General features: G+C 66.0%; 15 protein-coding genes. 7 read left to right on the top strand and 8 right to left on the bottom strand.

All coding sequences use genetic code 11. From position 1 onward, the window contains the following. Position 1 precedes the first annotated feature (1 nt). From ABH900_RS03790 to ABH900_RS03770, 5 genes are all read left to right on the top strand, one after another. A complete protein-coding gene (locus ABH900_RS03790) occupies positions 2 to 529 on the top strand; it encodes a F0F1 ATP synthase subunit delta (RefSeq protein WP_197605859.1) in 528 nt (175 codons plus the stop codon). A gap of 44 nt (positions 530 to 573) precedes the next feature. After that, positions 574 to 2,121: a F0F1 ATP synthase subunit alpha gene (atpA, locus tag ABH900_RS03785; protein ID WP_429621457.1), complete on the top strand. Its 1,548-nt coding sequence runs from the start codon at positions 574 to 576 to the stop codon at positions 2,119 to 2,121. A 97-nt stretch (positions 2,122 to 2,218) separates the two neighbouring features. After that, positions 2,219 to 3,082 carry a F0F1 ATP synthase subunit gamma gene (gene atpG, locus ABH900_RS03780; RefSeq protein ID WP_049435859.1) on the top strand — a complete coding sequence of 288 codons (864 nt, stop codon included), beginning with the start codon at positions 2,219 to 2,221 and terminating at the stop codon, positions 3,080 to 3,082. Between the two features lie 38 nt (positions 3,083 to 3,120). Beyond that, entirely contained in the window at positions 3,121 to 4,527 is a 1,407-nt protein-coding gene (gene atpD, locus ABH900_RS03775) for a F0F1 ATP synthase subunit beta (RefSeq protein ID WP_032129045.1), read from the top strand. A 112-nt stretch (positions 4,528 to 4,639) separates the two neighbouring features. After that, positions 4,640 to 5,062 carry a F0F1 ATP synthase subunit epsilon gene (locus ABH900_RS03770; protein ID WP_005411127.1) on the top strand — a complete coding sequence of 141 codons (423 nt, stop codon included), beginning with the start codon at positions 4,640 to 4,642 and terminating at the stop codon, positions 5,060 to 5,062. 164 nt (positions 5,063 to 5,226) lie between these two features. Here the strand turns inward: ABH900_RS03770 and ABH900_RS03765 are convergent, their stop codons facing one another. Continuing rightward, complete coding sequence (locus tag ABH900_RS03765) at positions 5,227 to 5,613, bottom strand: GtrA family protein (protein WP_429621454.1); 387 nt, start codon at positions 5,611 to 5,613, stop codon at positions 5,227 to 5,229. 81 nt (positions 5,614 to 5,694) lie between these two features. Between ABH900_RS03765 and glmU the strand changes: the two genes are divergently transcribed. Next, positions 5,695 to 7,062, top strand: coding sequence for a bifunctional UDP-N-acetylglucosamine diphosphorylase/glucosamine-1-phosphate N-acetyltransferase GlmU (gene glmU / locus ABH900_RS03760; RefSeq protein WP_429621452.1), 1,368 nt, complete (start codon positions 5,695 to 5,697; stop codon positions 7,060 to 7,062). After that, the gene (locus tag ABH900_RS03755) at positions 7,031 to 7,564 is read left to right on the top strand and encodes a GNAT family N-acetyltransferase (protein ID WP_429621450.1); all 534 of its coding nucleotides are present in this window, start codon (positions 7,031 to 7,033) and stop codon (positions 7,562 to 7,564) included. The genes glmU and ABH900_RS03755 overlap by 32 nt, the downstream gene beginning before the upstream one ends. Before the next feature lie 137 nt (positions 7,565 to 7,701). Here the strand turns inward: ABH900_RS03755 and ABH900_RS03750 are convergent, their stop codons facing one another. The 7 genes from ABH900_RS03750 to ABH900_RS03720 all read right to left on the bottom strand — a co-directional run bounded on the left by ABH900_RS03750 (position 7,702) and on the right by ABH900_RS03720 (position 15,502). After that, positions 7,702 to 9,063: a sensor histidine kinase gene (locus ABH900_RS03750; protein ID WP_429621448.1), complete on the bottom strand. Its 1,362-nt coding sequence runs from the start codon at positions 9,061 to 9,063 to the stop codon at positions 7,702 to 7,704. Further along, positions 9,060 to 10,406, bottom strand: a complete 1,347-nt coding sequence (locus ABH900_RS03745; protein WP_429621446.1) for a sigma-54-dependent transcriptional regulator — start codon at positions 10,404 to 10,406, stop codon at positions 9,060 to 9,062. Before ABH900_RS03745 ends, ABH900_RS03750 begins: the two co-directional genes overlap by 4 nt. Before the next feature lie 123 nt (positions 10,407 to 10,529). Next, the gene (locus ABH900_RS03740) at positions 10,530 to 10,904 is read right to left on the bottom strand and encodes a PDZ domain-containing protein (RefSeq protein ID WP_429621978.1); all 375 of its coding nucleotides are present in this window, start codon (positions 10,902 to 10,904) and stop codon (positions 10,530 to 10,532) included. 16 nt (positions 10,905 to 10,920) lie between these two features. Beyond that, positions 10,921 to 12,138 (bottom strand): ABC transporter permease, encoded by a 1,218-nt coding sequence (locus ABH900_RS03735; protein WP_429621444.1) that lies wholly within the window; start codon positions 12,136 to 12,138, stop codon positions 10,921 to 10,923. Positions 12,139 to 12,158: 20 nt separating this feature from the next. Next, positions 12,159 to 13,457 carry an ABC transporter permease gene (locus ABH900_RS03730; RefSeq protein WP_429621442.1) on the bottom strand — a complete coding sequence of 433 codons (1,299 nt, stop codon included), beginning with the start codon at positions 13,455 to 13,457 and terminating at the stop codon, positions 12,159 to 12,161. 10 nt (positions 13,458 to 13,467) lie between these two features. After that, on the bottom strand, positions 13,468 to 14,190 hold the full coding sequence (locus tag ABH900_RS03725) for an ABC transporter ATP-binding protein (RefSeq protein ID WP_429621440.1): 723 nt from the start codon (positions 14,188 to 14,190) through the stop codon (positions 13,468 to 13,470). 34 nt (positions 14,191 to 14,224) lie between these two features. After that, positions 14,225 to 15,502, bottom strand: coding sequence for an efflux RND transporter periplasmic adaptor subunit (locus ABH900_RS03720; protein ID WP_429621438.1), 1,278 nt, complete (start codon positions 15,500 to 15,502; stop codon positions 14,225 to 14,227). Between the last annotated feature and the right edge of the window lie 346 nt (positions 15,503 to 15,848).

Below are 15,848 nucleotides of genomic sequence, written 5' to 3'. Positions count from 1 at the left end.
GATGAGCCAGGCCCTCACGCTTGCCCGCCCGTACGCCCGCGCCGCGTTCGCGACCGCGCGCGACGAAGGTGCGTTCGCGCCGTGGTCGGACGCCCTGGCGTTCTCCGCCCACGTCGCCGCCGACCCGCGCGTGGCGGCCCTGCTCGCCAACCCGGAGCTGGGCCGTGACGACGCCGTCGCCCTGCTGGCGCCGGTGACCCACGGCGAGACCTACTCGCGCTTCCTGGCCATCCTGGCCGACTCGCATCGTCTGCCGCTGCTGCCGGAAATCTCCGGCATGTTCGATGCACTGCGCGCCGAAGCCGAACACGTGGTCAAGGCCACCGTGACCTCGGCCGCCGAATTGTCGGCCGGTGAGCTGGATGCGATCAAGGTTGCGCTGCGCAAGCGCTTCAACCGCGAGGTCGAAGTGACCACCGCGGTGGATGCCTCGCTGATCGGCGGCGCCGTGATCGACGCCGGCGACGTGGTCATCGATGGTTCGCTGAAGGGCAAGCTGGCCCGTCTGCAGACCGCGCTCGCTAACTGAATTCATTTAACGTCCGGCCCCGCTGCCGGCACTAGGACTTGACGATGGCAACCACGCTCAACCCCTCCGAAATCAGCGAACTGATCAAGAACCGCATCGAGAAGGTCAAGCTGGCCGCGGAATCGCGCAACGAAGGCACCGTGACCAGCGTGTCCGACGGCATCGTGCGCATCTTCGGTCTGGCCGACGTGATGCAGGGCGAAATGATCGAACTGCCGAACAACACCTTCGCCCTGGCCCTGAACCTGGAGCGCGACTCGGTCGGCGCCGTGGTCCTGGGTGACTACGAGAACCTGCGCGAAGGTGACGTCGCCAAGACCACCGGCCGCATCCTGGAAGTGCCGGTCGGTCCGGAGCTGCTGGGTCGCGTTGTCAACGCACTGGGCGAGCCGATCGACGGCAAGGGCCCGCTGGGCACCGACCTGACCGCTCCGGTGGAGCGCGTTGCTCCGGGCGTGATCTGGCGCAAGTCGGTCGACCAGCCGGTGCAGACCGGTTACAAGTCGGTCGACTCGATGATCCCGATCGGCCGTGGCCAGCGCGAGCTGATCATCGGTGACCGCCAGACCGGCAAGACCGCCATGGCGATCGACGCGGTGATCAACCAGAAGGGCACCGGCATCAAGTGCGTGTACGTCGCGATCGGCCAGAAGGCTTCGACCATCGCCAACATCGTGCGCAAGCTGGAAGAGAACGGCGCGCTGGCCCACACCATCGTGGTGGCCGCGACCGCTTCCGAATCGGCTGCCATGCAGTACATCAGCGCCTACTCGGGCTGCACCATGGGTGAGTACTTCATGGACCGCGGCGAAGACGCGCTGATCGTGTACGACGATCTGTCCAAGCAGGCTGTCGCCTACCGCCAGATTTCGCTGCTGCTGAAGCGCCCGCCGGGCCGTGAAGCCTACCCGGGTGACGTGTTCTACCTGCACTCGCGCCTGCTGGAACGTGCAGCCCGCGTGTCCGAGGAGTACGTCGAGAAGTTCACCGAAGGCAAGGTCACCGGCAAGACCGGTTCGCTGACCGCGCTGCCGATCATCGAAACCCAGGCCGGCGACGTGTCCGCCTTCGTTCCGACCAACGTGATCTCGATCACCGACGGCCAGATCTTCCTGGAAACCGACCTGTTCAACGCCGGCATCCGCCCGGCCGTGAACGCCGGTATCTCGGTGTCGCGCGTCGGTGGTTCGGCCCAGACCAAGATCATCAAGAAGCTGTCGGGCGGCATCCGTATCTCGCTGGCCCAGTACCGTGAGCTGGCTGCGTTCGCGCAGTTCGCCTCGGACCTGGACGAAGCGACCCGCAAGCAGCTGGAGCGTGGCCAGCGCGTCACCGAGCTGATGAAGCAGAAGCAGTACGCGCCGATGTCGATCGCCAACCAGGCGCTGTCGATCTACGCCGTCAACGAGGGTTACCTCGACGACGTGCCGGTCAACAAGCTGCTGGCGTTCGAAGAGGGCCTGCACGCCCACTTCGCCAACACCCAGGGCGAGCTGATCGGCAAGGTCAACGCCACCGGCGGTTGGGACAACGACATCGAAGGTGCCTTCAAGAAGGGCATCGCCGAGTTCAAGACCACCGGCAGCTGGTAATCGCGGTCCTGTAGAGCGGAGCCGCTGGCTGCGCTGGACCAGATGACAAACGGTTGAACAACGCGGGGCATCAGCCCCGCGCCACGGGAAACAAGAGATGGCAAGCGGACGCGAAATCAAAACCAAGATCAAGAGCGTGCAGAACACCCGCAAGGTGACGCGCGCCCTGGAAATGGTCTCGGCCTCCAAGATCCGCAAGGCGCAGGATCGGATGAAGACCTCGCGTCCGTACGCGCAGGCGATGAAGCAGGTGATCGGCCACCTGGCCCAGGCCAGTACCGATTACCAGCATCCGTTCCTGGTCGAGCGCGAGCAGGTCAAGCGGGTCGGCTTCATCGTGATCTCCTCCGATCGCGGTCTGGCCGGCGGCCTGAACAACAACCTGTTCCGCAAGATGCTGGGCGAAGCCAAGGCATGGCAGGACAAGGGTGCTGAAGTGGACCTGGTGACCATCGGCCAGAAGGCATCGACCTTCTTCCGCCGCGTCAAGGTCAACATGGTCGGCAGCGTGACCCACATCGGCGACGTGCCGAAGCTGGAATCGCTGATCGGTGTGATCAAGGTCATGCTCGACGCCTTCACCGAGGGCAAGGTCGACCGCGTGTACCTGGTCTACAACCGCTTCGTGAACACCATGACGCAGAAGGCCAGCTTCGATCAGCTGCTGCCGCTGCCGCCAGCTGAGAAGCAGGTCGCTCACCACGACTGGGATTACCTGTACGAACCCGATGCCGCGACCGTGCTGGAGCACGTGATGACGCGTTACATCGAATCGCTGGTGTACCAGGCACTGCTGGAAAACGTGGCCTCCGAACATGCCGCACGCATGGTCGCGATGAAGGCGGCGAGCGACAACGCCAACAAGCTGATCGGTGAGCTGCAGCTCGTCTACAACAAGGCGCGCCAGGCAGCGATCACCCAGGAAATCTCCGAAATCGTCGGCGGCGCGGCAGCAGTCTGACCGCGTTCGTTCAAAGCACACATTTAGAGGATGCAGCAATGAGTCAGGGCAAGATCGTTCAGATCATCGGCGCGGTCGTCGACGTCGAATTCCCGCGTGAGTCGGTGCCGAAGGTGTATGACGCACTGAAGGTCGACAACACCGAAATCACCCTCGAAGTCCAGCAGCAGCTGGGCGACGGCGTGGTGCGTACCATCGCCCTCGGTTCCACCGACGGCCTGAAGCGCAACCTGGTGGCCACCAACACCGATCGCGGCATCTCCGTGCCGGTCGGCGCTGGCACCCTGGGCCGCATCATGGACGTGCTCGGCCGTCCGATCGACGAAGCCGGCCCGGTGGCCGCCAGCGACAGCTGGGAAATCCACCGTGCGGCCCCGTCGTACGAAGACCAGTCCCCGGCCACCGAGCTGCTGGAAACCGGCATCAAGGTCATCGATCTGATGTGCCCGTTCGCCAAGGGTGGCAAGGTCGGCCTGTTCGGCGGCGCCGGCGTCGGCAAGACCGTCAACATGATGGAACTGATCAACAACATCGCCAAGGCGCACAGCGGTCTGTCCGTGTTCGCCGGCGTGGGTGAGCGTACCCGTGAGGGCAACGACTTCTACCACGAAATGAAGGACTCCAACGTCCTGGACAAGGTGGCGATGGTGTACGGCCAGATGAACGAGCCGCCGGGCAACCGCCTGCGCGTCGCCCTGACCGGCCTGACCATGGCCGAGTACTTCCGCGATGAGAAGGACGAAAATGGCAAGGGCAAGGACGTCCTGCTGTTCGTCGACAACATCTACCGCTACACCCTGGCCGGTACCGAAGTGTCGGCACTGCTGGGCCGTATGCCGTCGGCCGTGGGTTACCAGCCGACCCTGGCCGAGGAAATGGGCGTCCTGCAGGAGCGCATCACCTCGACCAAGAATGGTTCGATCACCTCGATCCAGGCCGTCTACGTTCCCGCGGACGACCTGACCGACCCGTCGCCGGCGACCACCTTCGCCCACCTGGACTCGACCGTCACCCTGTCGCGTTCGATCGCCTCGCTGGGTATCTACCCGGCCGTCGATCCGCTGGATTCCACCAGCCGCCAGATGGACCCGCTGGTCATCGGCCACGAGCACTACGACACCGCCCAGCGCGTCCAGCAGACCCTGCAGAAGTACAAGGAACTGAAGGACATCATCGCGATCCTGGGCATGGACGAGCTGTCCGAAGAGGACAAGCAGGCCGTGTCGCGCGCCCGTAAGATCGAGCGCTTCTTCAGCCAGCCGTTCCACGTGGCCGAAGTGTTCACCGGCTCGCCGGGCAAGTACGTGCCGCTGAAGGACACCATCCGTGGCTTCAAGGCCATCGTTGATGGCGAGTACGACCACCTGCCGGAGCAGGCGTTCTACATGGTCGGTGGCATCGAAGAAGCGGTCGAGAAGGCCAAGAAGATGGCTGAGAAGGCCTGATGCGGCAGGGACGGGCACACGCCCGTCCCGACCGTGACACGGGGTGGGCCGATGCCCACCGCTGCGGAATCCCTGCGGTGGGTTCAACCCGCCCCCTAGCGAAGAGAGTTACATGAGCACCATCCGTTGCGACATCGTCAGCGCCGAGCAGGAAATCTTCCGTGGCGAAGCGACCCTGGTCGTGGCCACCGGTGAGCTGGGCGAACTGGGCATTGCGCCCAAGCACGCGCCGCTGATCACCCGCCTGAAGCCGGGCAAGGTGGTAGTGACCACGCCGAACGGCGAGCAGCTGGATTTCGCCATCTCCGGCGGCATCCTGGAAGTGCAGCCGCAGGTGGTGACCGTGCTGGCCGACACCGCGATCCGCGCACAGGACATCGACGAAGCCTCGGTCCGCAAGGCCAAGGAAGAAGCCGAGCGCATCCTGGCCAACCGCGGTGAGGCGATGGAAGTGGCTGAAGCCCAGCAGAAGCTGGCCGAAGCCGTTGTCCAGCTGCAGGCCCTGGAGCGCCTGCGCAAGACCCTCAAGCACTGAGGTTCACGCGCTGCATCCACGAGAACGCCGGCCCTGTGCCGGCGTTTTTTTTGGGGGGGGTAGGGCCGATTGGGTAGAGTCGACTATCGCGCGCAACGCGGGATTTTGCGCACTGGTGGGAGAGCAGTAGACCAACAGTCGACTCTACCGTTCCCGATGCCGTGTCAGCGGTAGACCACATGCCGCAGCAGCAGGAACGACACCACGGCCAAGCCACCTTCCACCAAGGGCTTGGCCAGCCACGCGTACTGCAGGCCCAGCGCGTGATCGGCGACGGCGACCAGCAGCGTGCTGGCGGTGGTGAGCAGCAGCCACAGTGGCAGGAAGCGCGCGAAGCGCCGCCAGCCCAGCCGTTGCTGCCCATCGGCGGTCGCGAAGGTGATCCGCCCGTTCAACCAGAAGCCGAGCAGCATGCCGGCCAGTCGCCCGGCGAGATTGCCGGGTACCACCGGCAGGCCGGCGGCTGTGACGAGCACGAACACTGCCCAGTCGAGCAGCAGTTGCAACACGCCGATGATGAGGTAGGCGCTTCCCTGGCGGAGCAGGCTCATGATCGGGGAGTGGGTGGGCAGGCTCCCATGTTAACGGCCCAGACTCTAGAATCACCGGCAACGAACCACGGACTGCTGCCCATGACCCAAGCCTTGCACGTCATCATCCTCGCCGCCGGTGCCGGCAAGCGCATGAAGTCGGTGTTGCCGAAGGTGCTGCAGCCGATTGCCGGGCAGCCGATGCTGGCGCATGTGATCGCTGCGGCCCGTGAGCTGGAACCGGCCGCCATCCATGTGGTCTACGGCCATGGTGGCGAAGCGGTGCAGCAGTATTTTGCCGACCAGACCGACCTGCAGTGGGCCGAGCAGGCGCAGCAGCTGGGTACCGGCCATGCGGTCGCACAGGCGATGCCGCAGGTGCCCGATCCCGCGCAGGTGCTGGTGCTGTACGGCGACGTGCCGCTGATCCGCGCGCAGACCTTGCGTGACCTGCTGGCGCAGCCGGGCCGGTTGGCGGTTCTGGTGGCCGAGGTCGATGACCCTAGCGGCTATGGTCGCGTGCTGCGCGATGCCGAAGGCAAGGTCGGCGCGATCGTCGAGCAGAAGGATGCCACCGACGATCAGCTGCGGGTGCGCACGATCAATACCGGCATCATCGCCGCCGAGTCGACCGCGCTGCGCCGCTGGCTGTCCCAGCTTTCCAACAGCAATGCACAGGGTGAGTACTACCTCACCGACGTGTTCGCTTTCGCGGCCCATGAGTACACCCCGGCCGAGATGGCGCTGGTGGCCGACGCGCAGGAAGCGGAAGGGGCAAACGATCCTTGGCAGCTGTCGCAGCTGGAGCGCGCCTGGCAGCGTCGCGCGGTGCGGGCGCTGTGCGCGCAGGGCGCGCGCGTGCGTGATCCGGCGCGGCTGGACATCCGCGGGACCGTCACCGTCGGCAGCGACGTGCTGATCGATGTCGACGTTGTGCTGGAAGGCAACATCGTGCTCGGTGACGGCGTCACCGTCGGTCCGTTCAATCGCCTCAAGGACGTCAACCTCGGGCCGGGCACCGAAGTGCGCGCGCATTGCGATCTGGAAGGCGTGGTCACCGAAGGCGCCGCACAGATCGGCCCGTTCGCGCGCCTGCGACCGGGCACCGTGCTGGCCGATGGCGTGCACGTCGGCAACTTCGTCGAGACCAAGAAGGTCACGCTGGGCGTGGGCAGCAAGGCCAATCATCTGACCTACCTGGGCGATGCGGTGATCGGCAGCAAGGTGAACATCGGCGCCGGCACCATCACCTGCAACTACGACGGGGTGAACAAGTTCACCACCACCATCGGTGACAACACGTTCATCGGCTCCAACAGTTCGCTGGTGGCGCCGGTGACCATTGGCGATGGCGCGACCATCGCCGCCGGTTCGGTCATTACCCGCAACGCGCCGGATGGCAAGCTGACGTTGGCACGCGCACGACAGGAAACGATCGATGGCTGGAAGCGCCCGTTCAAGAAGTCCTGAGCCCCGCATTCCGCACGCCGGGGAACTCGGCGTGCTGCCGGGTATCGAGCAGCGCGCCGGCGAAGTGTTGAAGGGCCATGAGGCCTATCCGGTGTTCGCCGGTCATGGCCTGGACCTGCCTGCCCTGCACGAAGCGCTGCGACGCCGGCAGTTGTGGGTGGCCGACGCGGCCGGAGGCAGCATCGCTGGCTATCTGCTGGCGGGCGAACTGGACGGTGAATTCCACGTGCTGCAGATGGACGTGGACCCTGCGCATGCGCGGCAAGGCCATGGGCGCGCATTGTTGCGCCACGCGTTGGCGCAGGGCCGGGCAGGTGGCTATCGCTCGGCTGTGCTGACCACCTTGTCCGACGTGCCGTGGAACGCGGCCTTCTATGCCAGCGAAGGATTCATCGTGGTGCCGGAAGCGGAATGGGGCGCAGGGTTGCAGGCGGTGATGGCCGAAGAAGCCGCGCTGGGGTTCCCAATGCATCTGCGGGTGGCGATGCGGCAGGTCTGGTAGGTGCCGACCTTGGTCGGCACATCCACGCATGGCGTGGATCTACCAACGTGCCGACCAAGGGCGGCATATCCACGCATGGCGCGGATCTACTGACAGGCCGAGCAAGGTCGGTAACTACCGGGGTTCGATCGGCCCGTTCAACCAGCCGGCAACAGGATCGACACGCACAATCCGCCGTCGACGCGGTTCTGCAACGACACCCGGCCGCCGTGCGCCTCCACGATTTCGCGGGTCAGTGCCAGGCCCAGGCCGGTGCCGTTGCGCTTGGTCGAATAGAACGGCATCAATGCGTTCTGCAGCACCTGCTCGTTCATGCCCTTGCCGCGATCAAGCACATCCAGGCGCAGCCATTGCGGCAGCCGCGTCAGTTGTACCTGCACGTCGTCGTTGGGCGGATCGGCTTCGGCGCAGGCCTCGTGTGCGTTCTTCAACAGGTTCAGCAGCGCCTGCCCGAACTGGGCGATGTCGATGCGGCTGCTCAGTTCCTCGTCGGGTTCGTGCTCCATGCCGAACGGAATCTGCTGGCGCAGACTCGACAGGAACGGCGCCCAGTGCACGGTCTGCAGCAGTGGCTGCGGCAGCTTGGCAAAGCGCGCGTAGCCGCGGATGAAACCCTCAAGGTGGCGCGCGCGGTCCTCGATGGTGGTGAAGATCTCCGGCAAACGGTCGAAGCGTTCGCGCTGCACCAGTACGCCGCCGGAATGGGCCAGCGAGGCGATCGGTGCCAGCGAATTGTTGAGTTCGTGGCTGATGACCCGGATCACCTTTTTCCATGTCTGTACTTCCTGGCGGCGCAGTTCGGCGGTGAGCAGGCGCACCAGCAGCAGGTCGTGCGGACGGCCATTGAGCTGGAAAGCGCGCCGCGACAGGTGGTAGACCTGCTCGTCATCCTCATCGCCCTCCTGCCCCTCTTCACCCTCGGCACGTACTGCAAACAGGCTGTCGCCACCGCGTGCGATGGCATCGCGCAGCTCCACAGGCACCTGCTCCAGCACGTCCTCCAGGCGCTGGCCTTCCAGCTTCCATCCACCGTGCAGCAGCTTGCGCGCGGCGAGATTGGAGAACACCACGCGGGCAATGCCATCGCCGCCAGAGGCGATCAGCAGCATCGCCACCGGGGTGTTCTGCACCATCGTGTCCAGCAGCAGCTCGCGCTGCACCAGGCCCTGCCGCTGTGCGCGCAGCACATCGCCCAGCTCGCGATGTGCCTGTACCAGATCGCCCAGCTCGTCGTTGCCCGGCCAGTGCACGCCGAAGTTGTACTCGCCGTCGCGGTAGCTGCTGGTGGTGCCCGACAGTGCACGCATCAGTGACCGCACCGGTGCAGTCGCGCGGAGCAGGGTCCACCACATCAGCGACAGCAGGATCAGCGCCGACACGGCGGTCACGACCCAGCCGTGGTCCATCCAGTACGCCAGCAGCCACGGCAGTGCGGCGGCCAGCGCCAGCACCGGCAGCAGGCGCAGGAACAGGCGGAAGGTGAACGAACGACGTTTCATTCGCGTGGAATGCCGTGGCGGTCCATGCGCCGGTACAGTGCCTGCCGGCTCAGGCCCAGCTCGGCGGCGGCCTGGGCGATGACGCCATGATTGCGGGCCAGTACGTCCTCGATGCGCGTGCGGTCGGGATCATTGCCGGTGCTGGGAGCGGGGCGCGCCGCCGCCGTCGAGCGAGGCAGATTGAGGTCGGCCACTTCGATGCGGTTGCCGCTGGCCAGCAGCTCGGCGCGCTGGATCACGTTGCGCAGTTCGCGCACGTTGCCCGGCCATGGGTGCCGTTGCAGTGCGGCGGCGGCGGCGCTGGACAGCGGCTTGCCGGCGGCCAGGAAGCGTTCGGCCAGGGGCACGATGTCACCGGCGCGCTCGGCCAGCGGTGGCAGCACCAGTTCCACCGTGTTGAGGCGGTAATACAGATCTTCGCGGAAGGTGCCGTCGCGGATCATCGCCGGCAGGTCGGCGTTGGTGGCGCTGACCACGCGCACCTTGACCTGGCGTTCGCGATTGGAGCCCAGGCGTTCGAAGCGCCCGGTTTCCAGCACGCGCAGCAGCTTCATCTGGCCGCCCAGCGACAGGTTGCCGATTTCATCCAGGAACAGCGTGCCGCCATCGGCGGCCTCGAACTTGCCCTCGCGGGCCTTGTTGGCGCCGGTGTAGGCACCGGCCTCGGCCCCGAACAATTCGGCCTCGATCAGTTCCGACGGCAGCGCGCCGCAGTTGACCGCGACGAATGGACCCTTGGCCACCAGCGAATTGGCCTGGATGATCTGTGCGATCTTTTCCTTGCCGGCGCCGTTGGGTCCGGTGATCAGCACCGGGAGCTCCGAACGCGCGACCTGGCAGGCCAGGGCGATCACGCGCTCGCTGGCCGGATCGCCGAACACCGCGCCGCACAGGTCGTATTTTTCTTCCAGTGCATTGCGCTGGCGCAGCTCGCGGCTGCGGCGCCGCTCCAGTTCGCGACGTGCCTCGGACAGTTCCAGCAGGTTGTTGACCGTGGTCAGCAGCTTGCGGTCGTCCCAGGGCTTGGCCAGGTAGTCGGCGGCGCCGGCCTTGACCAGGTCCACCGCACTACTCAGATGGGTCCATGCGGTAAGCAGGATCACCGGCAGGTCGGGATGGCGCGCGCGGATCTGGGCGAACAGCGCTTCGCCTTCCTCACCGGAGGTGGTGTCCTCGCTGAAGTTCATGTCCTGGATGACCAGGTCGACCGGCTGCGATTCGAGCAGCGCCAGCCCGTCGGACGGGCTCTGCGCCTGCAGGGTGTCGATGTCATGCAGGGAGAACAGCACGTCCAGCGCGGTGCCCACGCTGGCGTTGTCGTCGATGATCAGGATCGCAGGCATCAAGCGGTTCTGCAGAAAGGGATGGGCGGCGCCGATGGAGCCGTTCGTGTCCATGCGCCGGGAGAGCCCGGCGCCACCCATCAAGCATAGCCAAACCGATGGCCGTACAGGGGCTGCCGATGCTCAGCGCAGGGGCGGTGGTGGCGGCGGTGGTGGTGGAGGCGGCGGTGCGACCAGTGCGAGGCGCCAGGCGGCCGCGTCCACCGGCACGGTCAGTTCGCGCTTGTCGCGCCGCAGCAACAGGTACACGGTCGGCGCCGTAGCCTGGCGCAGGGCCTCGGTCAGGTGCTCGACCCGGCGCACCGCGGTGTCGTTCACACGCAGGATGCGGTCACCGCGGCGCACGCCGAAGCGAGCTTCTGGTTTCGCCGCCTCGACATGCACCTGGCCCTCGGTCGAGCGCAACGACAGCCGTGCATCGTCCTGGCGCCACTCCAGCGTCTGCGCGCTGCCACCGCCGGCCAGTGCCGGCAGTGGCAGAAGCAGCATCAACACCATCGTGCAGGCGCGCATCTCATGCCCCTCGGGTGGCGACCGCGGGCGGCACCGCCGCTGCACGCCGGGCCGGCCCGAACACCGCGATCTGGCCCAGCACCCACAGCAGCAGCGCGCCCAGCGGCAGGTAGTACAGCGGCATGCGCGGCAGCTCGTACAGGTTCATCAGTGCCAGGTTGATCGCGTAAGCGGCCAGCATGCCCAGCACGATGCCCAGCGTGGCCAGCAGGAAGTTCTCGGTCTGGAAGTAGCGCAGGATCTGCCCACGGGTCGCGCCCAGCGCACGGCGGATGCCGATCTGCTTGCTGCGCTGCTGCACCCAGAAGCTGGCCAGGCCGATGATGCCCAGCGCGGTGACCACCAGCAGCGAGATGCTGACGGTGATCAGCAGGCCGACCATCGCGCGGTCGTTCTTGAAGAAATCCTTGCGCTGGTCTTCATAGGTCAGCTTGTCGCGCATCAGGCGGTTGGGGTCGTTGCGTTCCAGCGCGGCGGCGCCGGCGTCGAGCACCTCCTGGCGACGTTCAGGCGAGGTGCGCAGCACATACGTGCCGCCTTTGTCGAAGGTGCTGCGGATCGGCAGCAGCATCGAGTTGGTCCAGTTGTCACTCCAGCCATTGGGCGTGCTGAGCGTGTCGACGATGCCGACCACATGCAGCGGTTGCTTGCCCATGTAGTAGGTCTTGCCCAGCGCGCTGCCGTTGGGTTCCATCTTGGCCGCGGTGGCCTGGGTGAGGATGATGGGGATGGCCTTTTCCTTGGCGCCGCTCTTGTTGACGTCTTCGAAGTTCTGGTACTCGTCGGGCAGGAAATCCCGGCCTGCGATCAGGTTGATGCCCATCGTGGCCAGCCCGTTCTCGGACAGGGTGTACATCGAGGCATTGGTGGTCGGCCGTTCCTGGTCGACTTGACGCGAGATGCTGCTGCTGGAGGAGCCGTTGCGGAAGGGAACCTGGTTGATGATGGTGACGTTGCTGACGCCGGGGATCGCACGCAGCGACGCCAGGTCCTCGCGGGTGCGCGCCAGGGCGTCGGTCTGCTTGCCGATGCCACTGACGCGCAGCATCACCAGCTCATTCTCGGTGATGCCGCTGGGCATGCTGATCTTCTCCACGCGCTGGCTGACCAGGAACAGCGCGTTGCAGACGATGGCGCAGGTCAGTGCGACTTCCAGCACGATCAGGGCGGCAGCGGTCTTGTGCCGGCGCAGCGTGCTGAGGATGGGGCGGATGTCCATGGGAGTCCTCGTTCGGGTGCTTACTGCGACTTGAGCTGGATGGCCGGAGTGACCTGCATGGCGCGCCAGGCGGGCAGGAAACCGGCGGCGAGGCTGGCGAGCAGGGTCAGGCCCAGTGCGAGCAGCAGCATGTTGCCGTCCAGGTGGGCCAGCTTGGCGTACTCCACCGGTTGCTGGCGCACCGCGAACAGGCCGAGCAGGGCCAGGCCGATGCCCAGCGCGCCACCGACCACGCCGACCGCGCCGGCTTCCACCAGGCACTGCAGGAAGATCTGGCCGCGGCTGGCGCCGAGGGCACGGCGCACGCCGATCTCACCGCTGCGGCGCAGGAACTTGGCCAGCAGCAGGCCTACCGTGTTGACCAGGCAGACACCGAGGAAGCCCAGCGCCAGCCACAGCTGCAGGCGCACGTCGCTCGGCACTGCGCCGTTGAAGTCCAGCCATTCCATCACGGTGCGCAGGCGCACGTTCGGCGGGTGCTTGAAGCGGCCGGCCTCGCGCTGCTGGGTCGAATAGTTCTCCAGGTAACGGCGGTAGTCGCCGGCCTTGGCCGGGTCCATCTCCACCCAGTACTGCAGCCAGGCGCAGGGGGCATTGAGCGAGTAGCTGTTGCCGTCGGGATTTTCGCCGAAGCAGTTCATGTTGCCGTTGTTGCCGAGCTTCAGGTCGAACGAGGTGGAGATCGGCAGCAGCAGGTCTTCGTTCTTGCCGTAGCTGCCCGTGGTCAGGTCATAGAAGTGCGGCTCCGGGCTCCATTCCTTCATCACGCCGACGATGCGGTAACTCTGGCCCTCCATGCGCAGGTCGCGGCCCACGCTGTTGGCGCCCTGGTACAGCTTGTCATTGAGCGCCTCGGAGATGACCACCACGCGCGCACGGCCTTCATCGTCCGCGCGCGTCCAGGGGCGGCCGTACTGCATGGGCACCTCGAACATCGGGAAGAAATCGGCCGAGGTCCAGCGGGTGTCGATGTTGAAGGGCTTGAGGGTGCTGTTGTCCGGCTCGATGGTGCCGCCGCCGCCACTCATCAGCGCCTGTCGTTCGCCTTTGGCTTCGCGCAGCAGTGCTTCACCGTCGAAGCGGGTCAACTGGGTTTCCGGCTCTTCGCCGGCGACGTAGGCACCGGTCGCGGCGTCGAGCTGCACGTAGAACAGTCGGTCGCTCTTGCCGGGAATCGGATCGCCGGACAGCACGTGGAATACGGTCAACGTGGTCATCGAGGCACCGATGCCGAGCGCGATGGCGACCACCATCAGTGCGGTCAGTACCTTGTTGCGGCGGAAGCTGCGGACCGCCAATCGGGCGTAGTAGGCGAACATGGGCGGGCCCTCACTCGTTGACGGCGACGATGTGGCGCGGCGTGGCCAGCACCGGCTCGCGTACCAGGTCGGTCACCTGGCCGTCGACGATGTGCACGTTGCGCTGCGCACGCGCGGCCAGCTCCGGATCATGGGTGACCATGACGATGGTGGTGCCGGCGGCGTTGATTTCCTCCAGCAGTTCCATCACCCCGCGGGCCATCTGCGTATCCAGGTTGCCGGTCGGTTCGTCGGCCAGCAGCAGGCGCGGGCTGCCCGCCAGGGCACGCGCGATCGCCGCGCGCTGCTGCTGGCCGCCGGACAGTTCGTTCGGGTAATGCTTCATGCGTGAGCCGAGGCCGACCTGGCTCAGTGCCTTCTCGATGCGCTCGCGGCGTTCGCCGGCGCTCATCCTGCGGTAGCGCAGCGGCACGTCGACGTTGTCGAACAGGTTCAGGTCGGGGATCAGGTTGAAGCCCTGGAAGATGAAACCGATCTTCTGGTTGCGCATGCGGCTGCGGGCATCGTCGCCCAGCGTGCTCACGTCCTGGCCGTCGAGCATATAGGTGCCACTGGTGAAGGTTTCCAGCAGGCCGGCGATGTTGAGGAAGGTGGTCTTGCCGGAACCGGACGGGCCGGTGACGGCGACGAACTCGCCTTCCTTGACCTGCAGTTCCAGCGAGCGCAACGCGTGGGTTTCCACCTGTTCGGTGCGGAAGACCTTGGCGACCGAACGCATTTCGAGCATGTACATGGGTGTCCTCTCTCCAGGATTCAGGTATCAGGTATCAGTTGACGGAGACGCGTTCGGCGTCCTTGAACAGGTCGCTGCCGGAGACCACGATGCGGTCGCCTGGTTGCACACCCGACTTGATTTCCACCTCGCCCAGGCTGCTGGCGCCCAGTTCCAGCGGGCGGCGCACCGCAGTGCGGCCATCCATCACGTAGGCCACGCCGTTGCCCTGTTCGACGAACGGGCCGCGCTCGACCTTCAGCACGTTCTTGCGGGTATCGAGCAGCACGCGTACCGACATCCGCTGGCTCTGGCGCAGGCCTTCCGGCTGCGCGCTGGCGAAACGCACGCGGGCGTTGACCTCGCCGTTGACCACTTCCGGCGACACCGCGCTGATCTCGCCCGGGAACGGCTGGCCGTTGCCGCCGGTCAGCTGCGCCGGCATGCCGATCGCCAGGTCGCGGGCAAAGCTTTCCGGCACCTTGATCTCGACCTCGAACTTGGACAGGTCGACCACGCCCAGCACCGGCGCGTTGGCGGCCAGGTTGGTGGACTGGATGGCCTGCACCTGGCCGACCTGGCCATCGAACGGCGCGCGCAGGGTCAACGCGTCGACCTGGCGTTGCACTTCGGCTACCACTGCCTTCTGGCGATCAGCCAGCAGGCGCTTGTTGCGGGCATCCAGGTCGGCACCCTGGCTCTGCAGACGTGCATCGGTGGTGGCGTTGGCCAACGTGATATCGGCCTTCTTCAGCGAATCCTTGGCTTTGGCCAGGTCGATCTGGGGTACCGCGCCGCCGTCGTAGCCGCGCTGGTAGCGCTGCAGGTCACGATCGGCGGCCTGCCGTTCGATGGTGGCCTGGTCGGTTTCCTTGCGCGACTTGGCGCGGGCCAGCGTGGCGTCCAGCGCCGCACGGCTGGCCTCGGCCTCCAGGCCGGCCAGGGTGGCCAGCTCCTGGGCCAGCTTGCTGCGCAGCTCGGGGCTGTCGATGATCGCCAGTTCCTGGCCCTTCTTGACCACGTCGCCGGCCACCACCTTCAGGTCCACGGTGCCGGCGGAGATCGCATACAGCACCGGGCTGTTGGCAGCGATCACCCGGCCGTCGGCGGCGATGTCACGGACCAGGTCGCCACGCTTCACTTCGGCAATGCGCACACGGCTGCTGTCGAAGGAACGGCTGGCGTTGGACCAGGCATGCACGGCCCAGCCGATACCGGCCAGCAGTGCGATGGTGCCCAGCGCCGGCCAGCGATAGCGCTGCCAGCTGCCGCGGGTGGTGCCGGCCGGAGCGGAGGAAACGATCTGGTCCTGTGCGGAAGTGTCGCGGATCATCGGGTGCGTGCCTGACGGTGGTGCCAAATACCAAGCACGTAGCGTGCCAACTTTATTTCCTTGCAGATCAATGTTTTGGGGAAGTCATTCGAGTGTCCGGGTGTCCGCGGACACCTTTCCGGACACTTTCATTAAGCGGACAGGAGGGGGAGGCCGGACACGCAGGCTAGAATGCGCCGATCGTCTTGAAGGAATCGCGTGACATGTGTGGAATCGTGGGTGCAATCGCCGATCGCGATGTGGTGCCGGTACTGATCGAGGGCCTGAAGCGGCTTGAGTACCGTGGTTACGATTCCTCGGGTATCGCGGTGATCGACCACGCCGAACGGCCCGAGGTGCGCCGCGT

It is taken from the genome of Stenotrophomonas sp. AN71, from assembly GCF_050435725.1.
Lineage (GTDB): Bacteria > Pseudomonadota > Gammaproteobacteria > Xanthomonadales > Xanthomonadaceae > Stenotrophomonas.
The sequence above is the reverse complement of the archived record's forward strand: the minus strand, read 5'-3'. Positions and strand labels throughout refer to the sequence as shown.

Coding starts and splice junctions, on each gene's coding strand:
- ABH900_RS03790 (WP_197605859.1), top strand. CDS start 2: ATGAGCCAGGCCCTCACGCTTGCCCGCCCGTACGCCCGCGCCGCGTTC.
- atpA (WP_429621457.1), top strand. CDS start 574: ATGGCAACCACGCTCAACCCCTCCGAAATCAGCGAACTGATCAAGAAC.
- atpG (WP_049435859.1), top strand. CDS start 2,219: ATGGCAAGCGGACGCGAAATCAAAACCAAGATCAAGAGCGTGCAGAAC.
- atpD (WP_032129045.1), top strand. CDS start 3,121: ATGAGTCAGGGCAAGATCGTTCAGATCATCGGCGCGGTCGTCGACGTC.
- ABH900_RS03770 (WP_005411127.1), top strand. CDS start 4,640: ATGAGCACCATCCGTTGCGACATCGTCAGCGCCGAGCAGGAAATCTTC.
- ABH900_RS03765 (WP_429621454.1), bottom strand. CDS start 5,613: ATGAGCCTGCTCCGCCAGGGAAGCGCCTACCTCATCATCGGCGTGTTG.
- glmU (WP_429621452.1), top strand. CDS start 5,695: ATGACCCAAGCCTTGCACGTCATCATCCTCGCCGCCGGTGCCGGCAAG.
- ABH900_RS03755 (WP_429621450.1), top strand. CDS start 7,031: ATGGCTGGAAGCGCCCGTTCAAGAAGTCCTGAGCCCCGCATTCCGCAC.
- ABH900_RS03750 (WP_429621448.1), bottom strand. CDS start 9,063: ATGAAACGTCGTTCGTTCACCTTCCGCCTGTTCCTGCGCCTGCTGCCG.
- ABH900_RS03745 (WP_429621446.1), bottom strand. CDS start 10,406: ATGCCTGCGATCCTGATCATCGACGACAACGCCAGCGTGGGCACCGCG.
- ABH900_RS03740 (WP_429621978.1), bottom strand. CDS start 10,904: ATGGTGTTGATGCTGCTTCTGCCACTGCCGGCACTGGCCGGCGGTGGC.
- ABH900_RS03735 (WP_429621444.1), bottom strand. CDS start 12,138: ATGGACATCCGCCCCATCCTCAGCACGCTGCGCCGGCACAAGACCGCT.
- ABH900_RS03730 (WP_429621442.1), bottom strand. CDS start 13,457: ATGTTCGCCTACTACGCCCGATTGGCGGTCCGCAGCTTCCGCCGCAAC.
- ABH900_RS03725 (WP_429621440.1), bottom strand. CDS start 14,190: ATGTACATGCTCGAAATGCGTTCGGTCGCCAAGGTCTTCCGCACCGAA.
- ABH900_RS03720 (WP_429621438.1), bottom strand. CDS start 15,502: ATGATCCGCGACACTTCCGCACAGGACCAGATCGTTTCCTCCGCTCCG.